Annotated in this window: 15 protein-coding genes and 1 tRNA gene; 2 read left to right on the plus strand and 14 right to left on the minus strand. The window is 73.5% G+C overall.

Annotated elements, in window-relative coordinates:
• Positions 1–87: 87 nt before the first annotated feature.
• The gene (locus ACIA5F_RS05665; protein ID WP_399349445.1) at positions 88–729 is read right to left on the minus strand and encodes an IclR family transcriptional regulator; all 642 of its coding nucleotides are present in this window, start codon (positions 727–729) and stop codon (positions 88–90) included.
• A 325-nt stretch (positions 730–1,054) separates the two neighbouring features.
• On the opposite strand from ACIA5F_RS05665, the gene ACIA5F_RS05670 reads away from it, so the two are divergent.
• Positions 1,055–2,134: a hypothetical protein gene (locus ACIA5F_RS05670; RefSeq protein ID WP_399349447.1), complete on the plus strand. Its 1,080-nt coding sequence runs from the start codon at positions 1,055–1,057 to the stop codon at positions 2,132–2,134.
• Positions 2,135–2,267: 133 nt separating this feature from the next.
• On the opposite strand, the gene ACIA5F_RS05675 is transcribed toward ACIA5F_RS05670, so the two are convergent.
• From ACIA5F_RS05675 to ACIA5F_RS05690, 4 genes are all read right to left on the minus strand, one after another.
• Positions 2,268–4,052 carry a DEAD/DEAH box helicase gene (locus ACIA5F_RS05675; RefSeq protein ID WP_399349449.1) on the minus strand — a complete coding sequence of 595 codons (1,785 nt, stop codon included), beginning with the start codon at positions 4,050–4,052 and terminating at the stop codon, positions 2,268–2,270.
• Positions 4,053–4,182: 130 nt separating this feature from the next.
• Entirely contained in the window at positions 4,183–4,596 is a 414-nt protein-coding gene (locus ACIA5F_RS05680) for a type II toxin-antitoxin system death-on-curing family toxin (RefSeq protein WP_399349451.1), read from the minus strand.
• Positions 4,593–4,793 carry a hypothetical protein gene (locus ACIA5F_RS05685; RefSeq protein ID WP_399349453.1) on the minus strand — a complete coding sequence of 67 codons (201 nt, stop codon included), beginning with the start codon at positions 4,791–4,793 and terminating at the stop codon, positions 4,593–4,595. Before ACIA5F_RS05685 ends, ACIA5F_RS05680 begins: the two co-directional genes overlap by 4 nt.
• Positions 4,794–4,894: 101 nt before the next feature.
• The gene (locus tag ACIA5F_RS05690) at positions 4,895–6,361 is read right to left on the minus strand and encodes an MFS transporter (RefSeq protein WP_399349455.1); all 1,467 of its coding nucleotides are present in this window, start codon (positions 6,359–6,361) and stop codon (positions 4,895–4,897) included.
• Between the two features lie 260 nt (positions 6,362–6,621).
• Between ACIA5F_RS05690 and ACIA5F_RS05695 the strand changes: the two genes are divergently transcribed.
• Positions 6,622–6,693: transfer RNA gene (locus ACIA5F_RS05695), tRNA-Cys, on the plus strand.
• Positions 6,694–6,803: 110 nt separating this feature from the next.
• Here the strand turns inward: ACIA5F_RS05695 and ACIA5F_RS05700 are convergent.
• From ACIA5F_RS05700 to ACIA5F_RS05740, 9 genes are all read right to left on the minus strand, one after another.
• Positions 6,804–7,343 carry a hypothetical protein gene (locus ACIA5F_RS05700; RefSeq protein ID WP_399349457.1) on the minus strand — a complete coding sequence of 180 codons (540 nt, stop codon included), beginning with the start codon at positions 7,341–7,343 and terminating at the stop codon, positions 6,804–6,806.
• A gap of 1 nt (position 7,344) precedes the next feature.
• Positions 7,345–9,639, minus strand: coding sequence for a hypothetical protein (locus tag ACIA5F_RS05705; RefSeq protein WP_399349459.1), 2,295 nt, complete (start codon positions 9,637–9,639; stop codon positions 7,345–7,347).
• Positions 9,640–9,671: 32 nt separating this feature from the next.
• Positions 9,672–10,091, minus strand: coding sequence for a hypothetical protein (locus ACIA5F_RS05710; protein ID WP_399349461.1), 420 nt, complete (start codon positions 10,089–10,091; stop codon positions 9,672–9,674).
• A 110-nt stretch (positions 10,092–10,201) separates the two neighbouring features.
• Positions 10,202–11,380 (minus strand): type VII secretion-associated serine protease mycosin, encoded by a 1,179-nt coding sequence (mycP, locus tag ACIA5F_RS05715; protein ID WP_399349463.1) that lies wholly within the window; start codon positions 11,378–11,380, stop codon positions 10,202–10,204.
• A gap of 23 nt (positions 11,381–11,403) precedes the next feature.
• Positions 11,404–12,930 carry a WXG100 family type VII secretion target gene (locus ACIA5F_RS05720; RefSeq protein WP_399349465.1) on the minus strand — a complete coding sequence of 509 codons (1,527 nt, stop codon included), beginning with the start codon at positions 12,928–12,930 and terminating at the stop codon, positions 11,404–11,406.
• Positions 12,930–13,436, minus strand: a complete 507-nt coding sequence (locus ACIA5F_RS05725; protein WP_399349467.1) for a hypothetical protein — start codon at positions 13,434–13,436, stop codon at positions 12,930–12,932. Before ACIA5F_RS05725 ends, ACIA5F_RS05720 begins: the two co-directional genes overlap by 1 nt.
• Before the next feature lie 329 nt (positions 13,437–13,765).
• Complete coding sequence (locus tag ACIA5F_RS05730; RefSeq protein WP_399349605.1) at positions 13,766–16,093, minus strand: xanthine dehydrogenase family protein molybdopterin-binding subunit; 2,328 nt, start codon at positions 16,091–16,093, stop codon at positions 13,766–13,768.
• 56 nt (positions 16,094–16,149) lie between these two features.
• Positions 16,150–18,474: a 2Fe-2S iron-sulfur cluster-binding protein gene (locus ACIA5F_RS05735; protein ID WP_399349469.1), complete on the minus strand. Its 2,325-nt coding sequence runs from the start codon at positions 18,472–18,474 to the stop codon at positions 16,150–16,152.
• Positions 18,471–19,346 (minus strand): FAD binding domain-containing protein, encoded by an 876-nt coding sequence (locus tag ACIA5F_RS05740; RefSeq protein WP_399349471.1) that lies wholly within the window; start codon positions 19,344–19,346, stop codon positions 18,471–18,473. The genes ACIA5F_RS05735 and ACIA5F_RS05740 overlap by 4 nt, the downstream gene beginning before the upstream one ends.
• Between the last annotated feature and the right edge of the window lie 10 nt (positions 19,347–19,356).

Here is a 19,356-nt window from a genome sequence, read left to right on the forward strand (position 1 = left end):
CCCGGAAGGGGGTACGGGCCGGGCCGGGACCTGCCCGGGGGTGCCTTGTCGGCCGCTCCGGCCGGGGTGGCGCGGTGTGGCCGGGGGCTACCGGAGGGCGTCGGCGACCTCGCGGGCCGCGTCGACCACGCGCGGGCCGACCCGTTCGGGCACGGCGTCGGTCAGCATCACGACGCCGACGCTGCCCTCCAGCCCGGTGATCCCCACCAGCGGCGCGGCGGCCCCGCTGGCCCCGGCCTCCAGTTCCCCGTGGGTGAGCGTGTACCCGGGCTCGATGAGCGAGCCCTGCCGGGCGGCGAGAATGGCCCGCCCCGCGGCCCCGCGGTCCAGCGGGTGGCGGAAACCGGCCCGGTAGGCCACGTGGTAGTCGGTCCAGGTCGGCTCGACGACGGCCACGGCGAGCGCCTCGGTGCCGTCGACGAGGGTCAGGTGCGCGGTGGCCCCGATGTCCTCGGCGAGCGAGCGCAGCGCGGGCAGGGCCGCTTCGCGCACGAGCGGGTGCACCTGACGGCCGAGCCGCAGCACCCCGAGCCCGACGCGGGCCCGGCCGCCGAGGTCACGGCGGACCAGGGCGTGCTGTTCGAGGGTGGCCAGAAGCCGGTAGACCACGGTCCGGTTGACCCCGAGCCGGTTGGACAGCTCGGTGACGGTCAGACCGTGGTCGGTGTCGGCGAGCAGTTTGAGGACTCTGAGCCCTCGGTCGAGCGTCTGGGAGGTCTCCGCGGTCACGACGCCTCTCCCTCTTTCGGTGAGCGGCGGTGACTCTCGGAGTGGCGCGCCGCCGGTCCCGCGGCGGCGCACGGAGAGGCCGCCGGTAGCGGCCATGGCACCGGCTGCGCTCCCGCGGCGGCGCTGCCACGGTGCGTTCGATGCGGGGACAGTAGCGAGCGGGTCCGCTGAGCGGAAGGCCCCGTCCAGAATCCGGGCGCCTGCTACCCCTTTGTACCGGTTCCCGGATTCACCGGTGTCAACTTGTGATCTCCTCGGACCATCTTCCTTGCCAAGACAGCTTCTATTCTGATCATGTTCAAAAAACGGAGGGAAACATCCGCACATGAAACTCAAGCGCCTGGCTGTCGTCGCCGCTGCCGCCGTGGTCGGTCCGACCGTCCTGATGGCCACCCCCGCGATGGCCGACGAAGCCCAGAACACGGCGGTCACCACCCCCGACTCGGTGCCGAAGGACGACCCCTCGGCCGGGACCAAGGCCCCCGAGTCCCCCAAGGCCCCCGCCACCCCGGAGGCCGGGACCCCGGCCGGGACCCCGAAGACCCCGGGCGCCGAGAAGCCGGCTGAGAAGCCCGCCGGGAAGCCCGCCGGAACCCCGAAGACCTCTGTCACCCCGAAGGCCCCGGGCGGCGAGAAGCCGGGCACCGGCCCGGAGACGGGTGTCGAGGAGGGCGACGAGGACTTCGGCGAGTACGCCGAGGGCCCGAAGGTGGCGCTGAAGGGCCTGCCCAAGGCCGGTTTCCAGGCCGGCGGCGACTGGCAGAAGATCACGCTGACGGCCGACAACTCCGGCGTCCAGGCGCTGAAGGACTACGGCTTCTTCATCATCGCCGGCAACGAGTCCGACACGCTGCGCGCAAAGCACCTGGACGTCCAGGTCTTCGACGGCGCCCGATGGGTCGCCGCGGAGAAGGAGCCGTCCGGCCAGATGGCCGGTGCGACCTTCGAGACCCACCTCGACAAGGACGAGCGCCTCACCGTCGAGCTGCGCGTGAAGTTCGCCAAGAGCGCGCCGGTCGGCGCCATCGACCTCTTCGTGGTGGGCGCCAGCAACGACCCGGACGAGCCGTTCATGTCCGAGGGCGACTTCTACGAGTCGAAGATCACCAAGGCCGCGACCGGCGGCAACACCGGCGGCAACGGGAACACCGGTAACCCCGGCACCGGGAACGGGAACGGGAACGGGAACGGCAACAACCCGAACCCCAACGGCGGTTCCACCCCGATCGTCGACAACGGCAACGGCAACGGCGGTGGCAAGGGCACCACCGGGACCGGCGGCGAACTCGCCGAGACCGGCGCCGACGCGGCCACCAGCTGGGCGCTCGGCGGCGCGGGCATCGCCCTCGCCATGGGTGCGGCCCTCGTGGCCGGCACCGGCAGGCGCCGTCGCCCCACCGCGTAACCGGTGACACCGATAACACAGGTGACCCCGCACAACCGGTGAGACCTGACGGGGACGGGCCCGTGCGCACCTCCGCACGGACCCGTCCCCGTTCTCGTCCCCGTTCCCGCTGCTGTCCCCGTTGCCGTACGGGTCAGCGCATCCGGGTGGCCCACTCCTGGACCTTCTTGATCCGCTCCCGCAGCTGCCCCGCCGTCGCCTCCGCGCTCGGCGGCCCGCCGCACACCCGGCGCAGCTCCGTGTGGACCACCCCGTGCGGCTTGCCGCTCTGGTGGACGTACGCGCCCACCATCGTGTTCAGCGACTTCCGCAGCTCCAGCAGCTCCTTGTGCGAGACCACCGGCCGCCGCTCCGCGGGCAGCTCCAGCAGGTCGGCGTCGGCGTCCGGCTTGCGGCGGCTGTGCGCGATCTGGCGCGACTGCCGCTTCTGGAGCAGCATCTGCACCTGGTCGGGCTCCAGCAGCCCCGGGATGCCGAGGTAGTCCTGCTCCTCCTCGCTGCCCGGGTGCGCCTGCATGCCGAACTCGGCGCCGTCGTAGAGGACCCGGTCGAAGACGGCGTCGGACTCCAGCGCCTCGAAGGACATCTGCTCCTCCTCGCCGGTGTCCTCGTCCTCCTGCTTGTTCGCCTCGTCCATCTCCTTCTCGGACTCGGCGTACGGGTCCTCCTCGCCCTGCTTCTTCGGCTTGTCGAGGACGTGGTCGCGCTCGACCTCCATCTCGTTCGCGAAGCCGAGCAGGTAGGGGATGGTCGGCAGGAAGACCGAGGCCGTCTCGCCGCGGCGGCGCGAGCGGACGAAGCGGCCCACGGCCTGCGCGAAGAAGAGCGGGGTCGAGATCGTCGTCGCGTACACACCGACCGCCAGACGCGGTACGTCGACCCCCTCCGACACCATCCGGACCGCGACCATCCAGCGGCTGCCGTCGGCACTGAACTCGTCGATCCGCTTCGAGGCGCCGGTGTCGTCGGAGAGGACGACGGTGGCCTTGGTGCCCGTGATCTCGCGGATCAGCTTGGCGTAGGCGCGCGCCGAGTCCTGGTCGGCGGCGATGACCAGGCCGCCCGCGTCCGGGATGCTCTTCCTGACCTCCGTCAGCCGCTTGTCGGCGGCGCGCAGCACATTGGGCATCCAGTCGCCGCGCGGGTCCAGCGCCGTGCGCCACGCCTGCGAGACGGCGTCCTTGGTCATCGGCTCGCCGAGCCGGGCGGCGATCTCGTCGCCCGCCTTGGTGCGCCAGCGCATGTTGCCGCTGTAGGAGAGGAAGATGACCGGCCGGACGACGCCGTCGCCGAGCGCGTTGCCGTAGCCGTAGGTGTAGTCGGCGGAGGAGCGCCGGATGCCGTCGTCGCCCTCCTCGTACGCGACGAAGGGGATGGGGTTGGTGTCGGACCGGAAGGGCGTTCCGGTCAGGGCGAGCCGGCGGGTCGCCGGGTCGAACGCCTCCAGGCAGGCCTCGCCCCAGGACTTCGAGTCGCCCGCGTGGTGGATCTCGTCGAGGATCACCAGGGTCTTGCGCTGCTCGCAGCGGTTGCGGTGCAGCATCGGCCGGACGCCGACACCGGCATAGGTGACGGCGACCCCGTGGTACTCCTTGCTGAGCGGCCCGGCGGAGTACTCGGGGTCGAGCCGGATGCCTATCCGGGCCGCGGCCTGCGCCCACTGCTTCTTGAGGTGCTCGGTCGGCGCGACCACCGTCACCTGCTGGACCACGTGGTGGTGGAGCAGCCAGGAGGCGAGGGTCAGCGCGAAGGTGGTCTTCCCCGCTCCGGGCGTCGCGACCGCGAGGAAGTCCCGCGGCTGTTTCTCGATGTACCGGTCCAGCGCTCCCTGCTGCCAGGCTCGCAGCTTGCCGGCGGTGCCCCAGGGGGCGCGGCCGGGGAAGGCGGGTGAGAGGTGGTGGGAGGCGGTAGTAGTCACGGTCTCCGGGTTCGGGCTCTCGGCGTATCTGGTACGGACAGTCGTACGCAGGACAACCGGGCCACCCTACCGGCACCACCCGCCCCGCACAGGAGGCCCGAGCCCCTGACCTCGGGCGGTGCGGCGATCGTCACACCCCCTTGACAGCGTCGGTCAGCGCGCGCAACCGCGCGGCGATCACCGCCACATCACTCTCGTGGCCTGCCGCGACATCGATGACCAGGCCGTACGCGGCCTCCTGGTCCACCCCGCCCGGATCGACGCCGTTCACGGCGAGGAAGGTGGCGGCGGCCAGCCAGGCGGTGCGCTTGTTGCCGTCGACCAGGGGGTGGTTCGCCGCGATGCCGTGCAGCAGCGCGGCGGCCTGCGCGTACGGGTCCCCGTAGGCCGCAGTCCCGAACATCCGGGCGCGCGGGCGGTGCACCGCCGACTCCAGCAGGCCGGGGGCGCGCAGCTCGACGGGCTGGTCCTGGGCGAGGCAGGCGAGCCGGGCGAGGTCGAGGACCTCGGTGAGGGTGAGGTGGCGGACGGGCGCGGCGCTCACTGCCCGAGCCTGCGCAGCAGCGGGGCGTGCAGACGGGCCAGCCGGGCGGCCTCGGCGCCGACGCGCTCGCGCTCCTGGCGCAGCCGGGCCCGTACGGCGTCCAGGGCGAGGTCCTCGGGGCGCTGCCCGGTGGCGTCGGCCAGGTCGTCGAGCTCGGCCCGGTCGGCGGCCGGGAGCGGGAAGGTCACGGTGTCCATGCCCCGGGAGCGTACGGCCGCCCGGGGCCCGCCGCACGGGGATTGCCGTCCCCTCACCCGCTGTCGGCGGCTCCGCCGACGGGCTCCGTCAGCAGGCTCCGTCAGCGGGCTCTGTCCGCGTGCAGGCGGGTCGCCACCCAGACGCCGGCCAGTGCCACGCACGCCATCGGCAGGAAGACCACGACGAACGCCCCCGGGTGCGAGGCCACCCCGCCGCCGGAGGCCGCCGTGTGGGCCGCGCCCAGGCTCCCGCCGCCGAGCGCGGCGAACGCCGCCCCGCCCGCCGCCAGCAGCACCACGTTCGCCAGAGCGTCCGAGATCTGGAGGGAGGCGGAGTTGGACCCGGCCTCCTCGGGCGCCGACAGCTTCAGCAGCAGCACGCTCGTGGAACCGATCACCAGCCCCATCCCCAGGCACCCCAGTGCCCACGTCAGCGCCAGCGTCCACACCGGCACCGACTCGATCAGCACGGCCGGGGCCGCCGCGATGGCCACGGCTACCAGCACCATCCCGCCCGCCATCAGCCGCTCCCGGTACGGAGCCATCCGCCCCTTGGACTGCACCCACGAGCCCGTCGCCCACGTCACCCCGCCCAGCGCGAGCGAGAACCCGGCCATCGTCGGGCTCAGCCCCCGCTGCGTGACGAGCATCAGCGGGACGAAGCTCTCCGCCGCGATGAACGACCCGGCGGCCACCCCGCGCAGCAGCACCACGGACGGCAGCCCGCGCCGCGCCCGGTACGTCCCGCGCGGCAGCAGCCCCAGCACGGCGGGGACCAGCAGGGCCGCGCCCACGGCGGCCGGGAGCAGCGAGAACCACCGCAGGTCCTGGGCGGCGTACTGGAGCAGCCCGGCCCCGGCGGAGATCGCGAACGCCAGCCGGATGCGGCGCCGGTCGAAGGCGACGGGCGGCGCCTGCGGGTCGACGGGTCCGGAGGCGGCCCGCCGTATCGCGGGCAGGGCGACCACCAGCGGCACGACCACCAGCGCCGGGATGCCGAGGAACACCCAGCGCCAGCCGAGGTGCTCGGTGACGGTCCCGGAGGCCAGCGGGCCCACGATCGAGGGGACCACCCAGCTCGCGGCGAAGGCCGCCATGATCGCGGGGCGCAGCCGCTCCTCGTAGGCCCGGCTGACGACGACGTACAGCGCGACGATCACCAGCCCGCCGCCGAGGCCCTGCACGGCCCGCCCGAGGACGAACACCCACATCGCGGCGGCGGTCCCGGAGAGCACCAGCCCGGTGGCGAAGGCCGCGATCCCGACGGTCAGGGGCCGCAGCGGCCCCTGCCGGTCGGACCACTGGCCGGCCAGGACCATGCCGAAGAGGCTGGTCGTGAAGTAGGCGGAGAACCCGAAGGCGTAGAGCCCGATCCCCTCCAGCTCCCGCGCGGCGACCGGCATGGCGGTCCCGACCGCGGTGGCCTCGAAGGCGATGAGGAAGATGACGGAGATGATGCCGATGCTGAGCGTCCGGTACGCGGGCCCCATGATGCCGCCGCCCTGCGGCGGGGGCGGCGGCGGGACCGGTGCGGTCTTCTCGGGGACACGGGGTTCAAGGACGCTCATCGCACCAGCGTAAGGTGCGTAAGCCCATCTGAGCCCTGTCATTCCGGTGTATCCCGCCCTCGGCCGCTGGTCCTAGGACCAGCCCCACCCCCCGGGGCCGACGACACCTCCCGGGGCGGGTGGGGCTCCCGGGGCGGCCGGGGCGCCGGGCGGACCCACCGCGGGACTGTGAACGCGGCGTGGCAGTCGTGTTGCGGCCGACGCGGAGACCTTCCCCCGCCGCACGGGCCCCCGTACGGTCGTGCACATCACCACCTCACAGCCGTGTGCCCGAGTGGTTGAGGGACTCGCCTGCAAAGCGGGTTACGCCGGTTCGATTCCGGTCACGGCTTCGCGGCCGAGGCCGTCCAGGGGCAAGCGCTCCCCTGGACGGCCTTCGCCATGCCCGGCACCGACCCTCCGGCCCGGGGCCGGGGTCAAGGTCAGGGCCCGGAGACTCCCGCTAGGAACCGCAGCCGTTCTGCTGCCGGGCGGCTTCCAGGTACTTCTTCATGAGGGCGGTGAAGAGCGGGCGGACGTCCTCGTACTTCATCTTGTTGCTGGAACCGCTGATCCACAGCTCCAGTTCGAAGGATTCCTCGGCCTTCTTGCAGGTGAGGGCGACAGCAGCGCCCGTGTTCCACACCTTGCCGTTCTCCACGAAGGGCAAGGGGTCCGGGTTGGCCTTGTCCAGGGGCCAGAAGAACTGCCGCCCCACAGGCGCACGTTCCACGGTCGCGAGGAACGGCCCCTGTCTGTCGACATAGACGTTGCAGATCGCGGACGGGCGTGCGGGGGTCAGTGTCATGTCGGCCGGGGCGACCACTTTGACCTCCTCCCCGTCACCCAGCAAGGGCGCCAGGTCAGCGGGGTCGAAGACTCCGAAGCACGTCCCCGACGGCAGCTTGGAGGCGGCCGGTGTCTTCTTCTCGGAGCACCCCGCGACCATCGCGGCCAGGACCAGGACGACGCCGGACACTCGCACGGCAAGGGAGCGGGACACGTCAGGAACCGCCGTTCGACGTCGCCACCAGGTCACGGCCGACCGAGTACGCGTTCGCCGTCTCCGTAGATGCCACCCCCGCGAGAGCGTCAAGGGTCCTCTGGCTCATGCCCGCCCCTTCCGCCACCTTACGAACCGAAGCTGCCGCAGACCCACCAGCAGCCTTCTCTGCCTGCACGTAGTCGACCCCGGCCTTCTGGTTTCCCTCGTCGCTCTTCCCGGCGGCGTCCTTCCTCGCCTCATCGACCACGGCCGCCGCGATGTCCTCCTGCAGCCACCCCACCACGTCCCCGACCAACGGGAGCATCTCCAGGTACTTGCCGCCCGCCGCGCTGATGGCCCGGTTGACCCACTCGGCGTTCTCCTCGACGCCCTTGACGTACTCCTCCTGCTTGTGGCCGTTGGCCGCGAAGGTTCCTTCGGCCTTGGCCTCGGAGAGGATGCCGGCGATCTGGCCGCCCGGGTGCACCGCGCTCTTGACCGCCGCGTCGAGGTCCTCGTACTCGCCCCGGTGCGTGATGACGTCGTTGACGAGGACGGTGGTGAACGCCCGCTGGGCGGTGGTCATCGCGCCGTACGCGCCCGGGTCCTGGCCGACCGCGCCGACGAAGGACGCCATGGCGGCCTTGTCGAACTCGGCCATCTCGCCGTTGCTCTTGATCATGCGGCTGCCGTTCTCCGCCGACGCCTGGATGTCCGGCATGTACTCGGCGGCCATCTGCCCGAAATGCCCCGCCAGCCCCTTCAGCGGGCCCTCGCTCTCGCCCGGCTTCGCCGCGACCAGTTCCGGCTTGTCGCCGATCTTCTCGACCACCCGCTCCATGACGGCCGCCATCTCCTTGCTGTGCACGGCCGGCGGGGAGTCCTGGTCGCCGGGGCTCCGGTGGGAGACCGCCGCCATCAGGGCGTCGCCCACCGCCTGCTGCGCCGGATGCGTCCCGTCGGCCCGTACCAGGTCGAAGGCGTCCTCGTACGGCTTCTTGTCGAGCAGGTAGTCGACCATGCCCTGTGCCTTGCCGTGCTGCCCGCCGACCGGCTCGTCGTCCGCGGTGACGATGCCGTCGCGGTTGCCGTCCTCCCGGACGGGTTCGTTGAAGAAGGCCGTCGCCGCGTCGGGGTTGCCGGCGAGGGCCGTCATGAGCCCGGTCAGCGGGTGGAAGCCCCGGCTCCCGTCCTCGCCCTGGTGGAGCATCACCTTGGGGTCGTACGGGGCGCCGTGCTCCCACGCCTTCGGGTCCGCGCGGTCCATGGCGACCATGTCGCGGCCGACCGAGGTCAGGAACTCCGTGTCGTACGTGCCCTCGCGCAACAGCGAGCCCAGGGCCTGGTAGCCGAACACCCGCGTCGTGAGCCCGGCCGTGCCCGTGACGTCGAGCTCCTTGCGCCCGGCCTTCATCAGCTCGGTGGTCCAGGCGGCGTCGAGACGGCCCGGAACGTCCTTGTGCGTCGCCAGGCCCAGCATGGCGCCCAGATCGCTCTGGATGTCCGTGACCATCAGCGCCCGGTCGCGGCCGGGCGCGCCGAGGCCGGTCGCGTCCAGCGACATCTTCGCGTACGCCTCCAGCACCCCTTCCGGCCCGACGCTCCGGTAGAAGCCGGTGGCGAACTCGGGGTCCGCGCGGTTGTCGTCCAGCACTTCTTCCAGTTCGCGCAGTGCCTCGACGTTGCGGGCCGTACCGCCCGCACCGGTCACCTTCGCCATCAGGTCCGCGGCGCGGGACACCTGCTCCGCGTCCAGGGTGGTGAACTTCGGGCCGCCGAAGTCGTGGTCTTCGGCGACGTTCGCCCGCAGCGCCCGGGCCAGCGAGTCGTCTGCGTCCTGCGCGTCCTCGACCACCCGGTCGATCCGGTCCTGCCACAGGCCCCGGTTCCTGCGCAGGTGCTCCTGGTACTCCGGGTCGTGGCGGGCCGCGGCGCGCTCCGCCTCGGTGTCGAAGGGAAGCGCGGCGACCCGTCCGTCGGCGTCGACGCGGAACCCGGCGGCCGGGGCGTCCGCCGACAGCTTCCGCAGCTGGTCCCTGGCCACCGTGAAGGTGGCGTGCGCGTCGGCGAGCAGCAGATGGACGCCCTTGGCCTGCTTCGCCGCGTCCTCGAACTCCTTGGCCGTCCTGTCGACGAATGGCCGCGCCACCCCGGCGGTGACCCCGCTCCACCGCGCCTTGTCGGACTTGGCCTTCATCCCGTCGCGCGCGGCTTCGGCCAGCTCGTCCAGTTTGCGGACCATCGCCTGCCAGTCACCGACCGCCGTCCGGAGCGCGTCCAGCGGAGCGTTGATCACGTTCTCGTACGTCAGCACGTGCGGTACGCCTTTCTGTGCGCGAGCGGCGCCTAGGTGAGGTACTCGTCGATCCTGGACGTGGTGAACTCGGCGTGGAGCCGCTGCTCGTCCTTGCTGTGCGCGGAGACGGAGTAGTTCAGGCCGTTGGAGATGTTGGCGCAGGCGGCGACGAGGGTCTTCACCTGGCTCTCCCAGCGGGTGCCGGCCGTGAGCAGGGCCGCCCCGCTCGCGAACCCCTCCCTGGTGAGCGCGCCCGCCGCCTCCGTGGTGGCGGTGGCGGCGTGCTTGCCGTCGGTCTGCAGCCTCGCGTGCAGCCGGTGCGCCTCGGAGCCGACGGCACCGATCTGGTCCTGGTCGATCTCCAGATCGCCACTGCCGCCGCCCGGCCCGGCGGGGGCGCTGTTGAGCCGCAGGGAGGACTGTGCGGCGGCCGTGGCCCGCGCGGCGGCCCACTCCTCGTCGAACGGCATCGTCTGTCTGCCCCTCTTCCTTCCTTCTTCTTCCCTGTTCTTCTTCCTGTTTCCTTCTCCGCCGCCCCCGGCAGGCCCGGCAGGCCCTTACGGACGACCGCCCGGCGCCGTCAGCGTCTGGCGCGGCGGACGGCTGCGGCCACGGCACCGCCGACGAGCAGGCAGGCCCCCAGCCCGAGGCCGATCCAGGTCAGCGCGCCGCCACCCGTCTCCTTCCCGGCCTGCGGCCCCGGCTGGGGCTGTCCCGCCTCCGGTGTCTTCCCCCCGGCGGAGGGTGACGGGGGCGGGGACTTGGCCGCCTCCGCGGCGGCCAGATCGGGCAACGGGTACACGTCCGCGGGCCCGGGGTCCCCCGGACTGGGCAGCGCGACCCTGGGACGGACCACCCCGTAGCCGACGTGGTCATTGCGCTCGACCCCGTCCACCGGCTTGCCCGCCGTGTTCAACAGGACCCGCAGCACCTGGTTACCGGTCCAGTCAGGATGCGCGGCCCAGAGCAACGCCGCCGAGGCGGAGGCGAGGGCGGTGGCGTCACTGGTGCCGTGGCTGTTGCAGAGCTCGCTCTTCCCCGAGCAACCGGAGAGGATGTCCACGCCCGGTGCGGAGAGGTCCACTTGGGGCCCCTTCTGCGACTCGTCGGTGGCCTTGGCATCGCGACCGATCGCCCCGACACCCACCACCCCAGGAGTCGCCGCCGGATACAGCACGGGGTTCTCCCCGAAACCCGTGTTACCCACCCCGGCGAAGATCAGCTTCCCCTTGGAGAGCGCGTACTTCACCGCGTCACGGAGCCCAGGGTCCTCCCCCCGGCGGGCCATGGAGAAGTTGATGATCTTCGCGTCCGAGTCGGCGGCGTACCGGATCGCGGCCACCCACGTCGGGGTGTTCCCCTCACGGCCTTCCTCGTGCGGGGTCCGGATCGGCAGGATCTTGGCCCCGGGCGCGAGCCCGAAGGCCCCGTCGCCACTGGGGTGCTTCCCGGTACCCGCGATGACGGACGCCATACCGGTTCCGTGGTTACCGTAGTCCGTGCGCTCATCGCCGTCGTACGAGGTCGCGAAATCCTTGCCCGGAAGGACCTGCCCCTCCAGTTCGGCCACACGTCCGACACCGCTGTCGATGACGGCGAGGATGACGCCTTCGCCCCTGCTGGTCTTCCACAGCTCCTCGGCCTTCAGGGCGTCGAGATGCCACTGCCTGGACCGAATGGTCTCCGCGTGGGCCGGGGTCGCGGCGACCCCGGCCAGCAACAGGCCCACCAGGGCCGCGGTCGCCTTCCGCATGCGCATCCCGTGCACCGTCCCGTTCCCGCTCAGTCGATCACCGGCGGGACAACACGACGGTTGCCCTTCCAGGTCTCTTCGTCCTCGGCCAGATAACCGGGGCGCTCGCCGCCCTGGTCCTCACGCCGCTGGCCCGGAGTGCGGGCACCCGCACCCGCCTGTCCCGTCGCACCGCCCACCACGCCGGTCCCCGGGCCGCGGCCGACGGGTCCCACGCCGCCCGGGGCGAACGGCTGACCGCCCGTGATCCCCCGGCTTCCCGCCCCGGGCTGGCGCCCGCCGACGACTCCGCCCGGCTCCGTGGCCAGCCGACGGCCCACCGCGGGACCGCTCTGGCCTACGGGGCCGGCGGGACCGGCTCCCATGCCGGCGCCGCCCATCATGCCGCCCATGCCTCGGCCGGCCTGTGTGCCTTCGGCACCGATGACCGTGCCACGCGGGATACCCGCGCCGGGACCACCGGCGGAGACCGGACGGCCGCCCACGATCCCGCTGTCACGCGGGGGCAGCCCCCCGGCTCCCCCGATACCGCCCGCCTTGCCGGCGCCACCGGGCCCGCTCACTCCCGGAAGCAGGCCACCGGAGCCCGCACCGCCGGGACCGACGCCACCGCCCGGCATCCCCACCCCGCCGACCGGCGGGAGCGTCAGGGGCGGAACCAGCCCACCAGGAGCGACACCGCCGCCACCTGTTCCGGGGCTGCCCGGCCCGAGCCCGCCGGGGGCAACCGTAGCCGGGGGAAGAGTCTTCTCCGGCAGTGTCCCGACGTTGTCGAGGCCCACGGACACCTCGCGGTCCGGAACCGTGACCCCCGGCATCGGCCCAGGGCCTACCCCCGCCCCTACGCCTGGTCCTGAAGGCAGGGGCACACCCGGCTGTGGCGAGTGACCCGGCACCCACCCGGACGTGTTCGAGGGACCGCCACCACCCGGCGCCGGTGCCCCGTAGGAAGGGCCTCCCGAACCTGAGCCGCCTCCGGAATCGCCGCCCGCGCGGGCGACATACTCGCTTCCCCTGACTCCAGTAGGGACGAACTCCCCCGGCGGCGGTGGAAACATCGGGATCTCCGCCCGGTCCATCACCCGTGCCGACGTCTCGTACGACTGCGCCAGCTTCATCAGCTGCTGGACGGCACGATCGTGGTCGCCGTTCAGCTTCGAGGAAGCCTCCTGGTAGATCTGCTGCGCGTCCGGGTCCCTGCGGAACTTCAGGGCGGCCTCAAGGTTACCGGCCGCCCCGGTGTCGTACGCCGGCATGTTGGCCTTGACCTCGACCATGGTCTGACCGGCCTCGGTCATCCACTTGCCGCCCAGAGCGCTGTAGTCGCTCAGGGAGAGCGTCGCACTGCCAGCCCGGCTCACCCAGTCCTGGAAGGCATCGGCCGCCGCGCCCTCCCAGCCGGACACCCGGTGCTTCTTGAGACTCTCGCCGATCTCCTTGATCACGACTGCGGCCTGCGTCAGCTGGACGCCACGTGCCTTCACCGTCTCCGGGTTGAGCGAGGAGACCATCACCAGCAGTTGCTCATGGGTGAAGCCATCGAAGTTCGTCGCCATCAGAACTTGCCCCCCGACGCGTCCGCGTCACCGGACGAACGGTTCGGTGACACCTCATTCTTCCCGGCCGTGAGCGGGTCCCGGTCCGGGACGTAGTCCTTCATCGCCTGGGCGGCAATGAACTGCATACGCCGCTGGACGTCCTCGTCCACCCCGTTGAAACCCCTGCCCGCCGTCATGATCGCGATGCCCAGTGCCTCGATCTGGCCCGCGAGTCCCTTGGACAGGTTCTGCAGCTGCGTGTGGACCGTCGAGTACGCCGTGAAGAGCGCGTCCGCCTCGGCGAAACCCGTGCCCAGGTCGGTCGCCGCCAGTGTCCCGTGCGCCAGCTTCGTCTGGTCCGCCTCGGAACCGTCCAGCTTCTTCAGGAGGTCGTCGACCAGTTTCTTGTAGCCGGTCAGCGACTCGAACTCGACCTCAAGCGCCTTCGCCTGCCGGAGCACTGCGTCCGCCAGGCCCGCGCCGAAGCCCGGTCCGAACACGCCTGGCCCATACTCGACTGCCACGATGGCCTCCCCGAAGCCCCGAATCCCCGTGGGCGCGGGTCACGGCGCCCCGCCGTTCCCCGTACCCGCCCCGTCCGCGCCTGTCCGCGTCTCCGCCGACCTGTCCGCGTTCCTGCCGTCCGCAACCGCGCCGCTCACGTGTGCCGGCCGCATGCGCCGGCCGCGTCTGCGGCCGTTCGCACGCGCGTGCACGCGTACGTACGGCGCAGGGCGCACGGCGTACGGCGCACGCGCGGATTCCTTCACTCTAGCGACCGGCGCCGACAGCCCCAACCCTGGGATTGCGGGTGCAATGCGGTACGCGCGGTGACGCAATGCGGTTCACGCGGTCACGAGTTGGGTACGGCCACCGCCGCCGATGGCCGGATCGGGAGCCTGTTCACCGGGCGGCCCGTGGCCGCCCGGACCGCCGAGGCCACTGCCGCCGGGGTCGTCACCACGGGGATCGCGCTGGCCGCCTTCGCGCCGAACGGGGCCACCACGTCCCGTTCCTCGACCAGTTTGACGATGCGCACCGCCGGGGCGTCCAGCGAGGTCGGCAGGGCGTAGCCGGTCAGGTCCGGGTGGCGGACCAGGCCCGCGACCGTGCGGAGGTTCTCCGTCAGCGCCGCGCCCACGCCCTGCGTGACGCCCGCCTCGATCCGGGCCTCCAGCTGGCGGGGGTTGAGCACCCGGCCCACGTCCTGGGCGACGGCCAGTTCGACCACGCGCACCGAGCCGAGTTCGATGTCCACGTCCACCACCGCGCGGATGGCGCAGAAGGCCATTCCCACGAAGGCGTCGCCCTGGCCGTCCGCGTCGAGGGGCTCGGTCGGGTGGGGGCGGCACTGGGCCGTGGCCCAGAGTTCCTTGCCCTCCATCGCCTCCGTCACCGGCATCGAGAACGCCCCGTCGTACGACGTGATCCGGCCATCCGCGATCTGCAACAGTTCGGTGGACATGCCCAGTTTGTGTGCCATCGGCTGGAGGAGCTGGGTCCGGACCATCTTGGCCGCCCGTTCCACCGCGCCCCCCGACACCCACGTGTGCCGGCCGTGCGCCGAGGCCCCGGCCGGCGGCTGGTCGGTGTCGACGGGGGCCATCGCCACCTCGTCCACGCCCAGCGTCTCCTGGACGATCTGGCGGGCGAGCGTGGCGAAGCCCTGGCCGGTGTCGACCGCCGCGCAGATCACCGTCGCGATGCCGTCCTGCACCTTCACGGTGGCGGTCGAGACCTCGTCGGTGCCTTCGGCGCCGAGCATGTGCACCATGCCGACCCCGTACCCGACCCCGCGCCGCACCGCGCCCGGCTCGCCCGCGCCCTCCGGGCCGCCCGGCAGCAGCCAGTCCGCCTCCGGGGTGTCCTTGGGCAGGGAGGGGAGCGGGAAGTCGCGGACCGCGCGCAGGAGTTCGGCGACCGGCGCCGGGCAGGTCACCGTCTGGCCGGTCGGCAGCAGGTCGCCCGTGGCCATGACGTTGCGCATGCGCAGTTCCGCGCCGTCGATGCCGAGCCTGGCCGCGAGCTTGTCCATCTGGCCCTCGTACGCGGCGCACACCTGCATCGCGCCCTCGCCCCGGACATGGCCCGAGGGCGGGTTGTTGGTGCGGACGGCCCAGCCCTCGACGAAGGCGTGCGGGACGACGTACGGGCCGCAGGCGAAGGCCACCGCCGCGGCCAGCGACTCGGAGGAGGAGTCGGCGTACGCGCCCGCGTCCATCAGGATCTGCGCCTCGACCTTGACCAGCCGGCCCTCCGCGTCCGCGTGGTGGCGGTAGCGCAGCAGGGTCGGGTGGCGGTGGGTGTGGCCGAGGAAGGACTCCTCGCGGGTGGCGGCCAGTTTGACCGGGCAGCCCGTGCGCAGGGCCAGCAGGCCCAGCGGGAGCTGGAAGGCGGCGTCCTCGCGGTCGGCCGTCGCGCCGGGGACCCCGGTGACGACGACGCGGACCCGGTCGGGCTCCAGCCCGAAGCAGGCCGCCGCCAGGTCGCGGTCGGTGTGCGGGTCGGTGGAGGCCGTGTACAGCTCGACGCCGCCGTCCGGCCGGGGCACCGCCAGGCCGGCCTCGGCGCCGATGGGCGCGGGGTCCTGGCGGCCGATCCGGTACAGGCCCTCCACGACGACCTCACCGGCGGCCTCCGGGTCGCCGTAGCGGAGCGGGATGTGCCGGATCAGGTTGCCGTCGGGGTGCAGGGCGGGGGCGCCGAAGGACTGTTCGGGGTCGGTGACCGCGTCCAGCAGCTCGTACTCGACCGCGATCGCGGCGGCGGCGAGCCGGGCCGTGTCCGGGTGTTCGGCGGCGACGGCGGCGATGGGCTCGCCGTGGTGGCGGACCACGTCGTGCGCGAAGACGGGCCGGTCGGCGACGCGGCGGCCGTGCGTCGTGGCGCCGGGCACGTCGGCATGGGTGATGACGGCGCGCACGCCCGGCATCTCGGCGGCGGCCGAGGTGTCGATGGAGACGATCCGGGCGTGGGCGTGCGGGGAGCGCAGTACGGCGGCCCACAGCAGGCCGTCGGCCCAGAGGTCGGCGGCGTAGGGGAAGGTGCCCTCGGCCTTGGCACGGGTGTCGGTGGCGGGGACGGAGGCACCGATCCCGCGCGGGCCGCGCTGCTCGGCGTTCTCCCCCGGGTCCGCCGGGGCCGCCGGATGGGCCGGGTTCGCCGGGTCCGGTCCTGTCATCGTGGAGTTGACCGCTGTGGTCGCTGTCGCCGTCGCCGTCGCCGCGTCCTGCCCGCTCACGCCGTGCCTCCGTGGTGGATGCCGCCCTCGCCGGGCGGTGCCTGATGCGGGATGCGCGGCTCGGTGGCCGCCCCGGACTCGACGGCCGCCGCCTCGCGTCCGGCGACGACCTCGCGGACGGCGTCGATGACGCCCTTGTAGCCGGAGCAGCGGCAGAGGTTGCCGCACAGCGCCTGGCGGGTCTCCAGCTCGCTCGGGGCGTGGTTGCCCTCCAGCAGGTCATGGATGGTCATGGCCATGCCGGGTACGCAGAAGCCGCACTGCACCGCGCCCGATCCGCACAGCGCCCGCTGCACGTCGGAGAGTTCCCCGTCGGTGGCGAGGCCCTCGACGGTGCGGACCTCGCTGCCCGCGGCCGTCGCGGCCGGGACCAGGCAGGAGGCGACGAGCCGGCCGTCGACCTGCACGGCGCAGGCGCCGCACTCGCCCTGCGAGCAGCCGTCCTTGGCCCCGGCGAGGCCGAGGCGTTCGCGCAGCACGTAGAGGAGGGACTCGCCGATCCAGGCCCCGGCCACGGGCCGGTCGGCGCCGTTGACCCGCAGGACGTACGAGGCCACCGGGTGCTCGTGAGGGACCCCCGGGGCCTCACCGGCCTCACCGGCCACGCCGGCTTCCCCGTACGCGGCGCCCTGGCCGTGCCCCGCCCCGGGGCCGTGTCCGGGGCCGTGCCCGGGGACGGGTTCACGTCCCTGTCCGGGCACGTGTCCGTACGTCGGCTCCTGGGCCGGGAAACCCCCGGCGGCGCCCGCGGCCGAGGAGGCCGCACCGCCGCCCGCGGTCTCCCCGGACTCCCTGGCCTCCCCGGACTCCGCGCCCGGCGCGCTCCCGGCCGGGTCGGCCCCGCCGAAGCCGTGGCCGTCGCTCGCGCGGCCCTGCCCGGGCACCACGAAGCCCCGCCCGTCACTCACCGAACCGTGGTCCGGCACCACGAAGCCGTGGCCGTCGCTCGCACCGCCCTGGGCCGGGTCCGGCGACGGCATCGTGAAGCCACGGCCGTCGGTGGAGCCGGGGCCGGAGCCGTACTGTCGGTCGGGGCCGTGCTCCGCAGGCGGGTCGGCAGGCAGGTCGGCGGGCGGCGCCGGGGTCCTGGCCACGCCGAAGAGGTCCACCTCCACGGGGGCCACCATCACCTCGGCAGCCCCTGCGGCCCCGGAGACCCCGATGACCTCGGCGGCATCAGCGGTCCCGGGAATCCCGTGCATCCCGGTAGCCCCGAAGGTCCCGGGAATCCCGATGATCCCGGCGGTCGCGGCGGCTTCGAACACGGCGGCTTCGAAGGCCTCCGTGCCCGGATGCGGCCGTCGCGCCGCCTCCGGGGTCCCCGCCGGGCCGTGCGCGGCGTCGATGTCGTGCGGAGCCGGGTGGACCGGCTCGCCCTCCGGGAACGGGGTGCCGACCCCGGGGCCGCCCAGCACGCGCGGCCCCCGCCCGGGTCCGCCCGTTGCGGCCCCCCCGGACAGCCTGTCCGCGGCGGCGGCAGCGGCCACCGCCTCGTCCGTGCCCGGCAGCAGGCCCGCACCCGGCTGCCGCGGGTCCTCGTACCTCTGCTGGCCCTCGTAGCCCTGCGTGCCTTCGTACCTCTGCTGGTCCTCGTACCCCTGCGCGTTCTCGTACCCCCGCGGGTCCGTGTACCCCCGCGTGTTCTCGTAGCCGGGGTGGTGCGCCCACGGCGCCGGGGCTCCGCCCGGCAGTGTCGCCGGGGCCTGGCTCCAGTCGGCCTCCAGCGCGCCCGGCCGGAAGTCGCCGGTCTCCTCGGGGCGTCCGGGCGCGGCCCACTGCCCGGCCGGGGCCTGCTGCTCGGGCGCCGCCTCGGGGAAGTACCACTCGGCCGTCGCCCCGGAATCCGCACCGGGCTCCGCGCCCGGTTCCCGGACCGGCTCGCCCGGTGGGGCGAACTCCGCCGCCACCGAGGCCGGGATCGGGATCGAGGCCGGGATCGGTCCGCCGACGGGAGCGGGCGCGGCGGTGCGGCCGGAACTCCCCGGTCCTGCCCCGGTCTCCGGCCACGGCGCGGACATCGCCCACGTGCCCGTCGCCGAGGGGTCCGTGCCGGCCGAGCTGAGCGGCACGATCATCGGCGGCGGCACGTAGCCGTGACCGGGCGCCGCCAGCGGTTCCCCGGTGCCGAGCGCGTCCAGCATGTCCTGCGGGAGCTTGACGAAGGCCGTCGCGTCGGAGTCGTACTCGTTCCCGTACTCGTTGCCGTACTCGTTGCCGTACTCGCCCCCGTGCGGGACCGGTTCCCAGCCCCAGGGGGGGTTCGCGCCGCCCGTCGCTCCGCTCACGTTCTCGTTCCCGTGCTCGTTCCTGTGCTCACTCATGAGGTCAGCGCCCTCCCCAGGGCCCTCCGTGCCAGGACGGACACCGTCCGCCGCAGATGCAGTACACCGGGGGCCACCGGGTCCCCCTGGTCGGGCACGCAGGCGGCGCCGACGTACTCGCCGAACGCCTCCAGCGCCTCCGGGGCCAGGCTCCGCTCCCCGTCCCAGTCGATCAGCGAGGCCACCCACCGCTCGGCCTCCAACGGCCGCAGCGGCATGGGGGCGACGGCGCCGACCGCGCAGCGCACGCCCCGGCGCGCGGGGTCGAGTACGAGCCCCACGGACGCCACCGCGCGCCCCGGGCCGGTACGCCCCGTGGCCTTCAGGAAGACCTGCGGCGCGTGGAGCAGCGGCACCCGTACGAAGCCGATCAGCTCGCCGGGCCGCAGCATCTCGCGGCCGGCCAGCAGGTGCGACACGGGGATCTCGCGCCGGGTCCCACCGGGTCCGGCGACGAGGAGGACGGCTTCCAGCGCGGCCAGCACGGGCAGCGCGTCACCGGTCGGCGCGGCGGTGACGATGTTCCCGCCGAGGGTCCCGGCGTTGCGGATCTGCGGGGGCCCGGCGGCGCGCGCGGCGGCGGCCAGCGCGGGGATCAGGGCGGCGAAGTCCGGGCGCCCCATCCGCGCGTGGGTGAGGCCGGCGCCGAGGAGGGCGTGCCCGTCCTGGTACTGCCAGCCGCGGATCTCGTTGATGCGGCCCAGTCCCACCAGCGCGGCGGGGCGCAGCTGCCCGGCGTTGACGGCGGCCATGAGGTCGGTGCCGCCGGCGACGGGGACTGCGGCGGGCATGGCGGTGAGTGCCGCCACGGCCTCTTCGAGCGAGGCCGGCAGCGTCACGGACTGCGCCGCCTGCGGTGCGTGCGTGGTCAACCCAGCTGCC

This window comes from Streptomyces sp. NPDC051567 (assembly GCF_044454165.1).
GTDB lineage: Bacteria > Actinomycetota > Actinomycetes > Streptomycetales > Streptomycetaceae > Streptomyces.

Coding starts and splice junctions, on each gene's coding strand:
- ACIA5F_RS05670 (WP_399349447.1), top strand. CDS start 1,055: ATGAAACTCAAGCGCCTGGCTGTCGTCGCCGCTGCCGCCGTGGTCGGT.
- ACIA5F_RS05685 (WP_399349453.1), bottom strand. CDS start 4,793: ATGGACACCGTGACCTTCCCGCTCCCGGCCGCCGACCGGGCCGAGCTC.
- ACIA5F_RS05690 (WP_399349455.1), bottom strand. CDS start 6,361: ATGAGCGTCCTTGAACCCCGTGTCCCCGAGAAGACCGCACCGGTCCCG.
- ACIA5F_RS05710 (WP_399349461.1), bottom strand. CDS start 10,091: ATGCCGTTCGACGAGGAGTGGGCCGCCGCGCGGGCCACGGCCGCCGCA.
- mycP (WP_399349463.1), bottom strand. CDS start 11,380: ATGCGCATGCGGAAGGCGACCGCGGCCCTGGTGGGCCTGTTGCTGGCC.
- ACIA5F_RS05720 (WP_399349465.1), bottom strand. CDS start 12,930: ATGGCGACGAACTTCGATGGCTTCACCCATGAGCAACTGCTGGTGATG.
- ACIA5F_RS05730 (WP_399349605.1), bottom strand. CDS start 16,093: ATGACAGGACCGGACCCGGCGAACCCGGCCCATCCGGCGGCCCCGGCG.
- ACIA5F_RS05735 (WP_399349469.1), bottom strand. CDS start 18,474: ATGAGTGAGCACAGGAACGAGCACGGGAACGAGAACGTGAGCGGAGCG.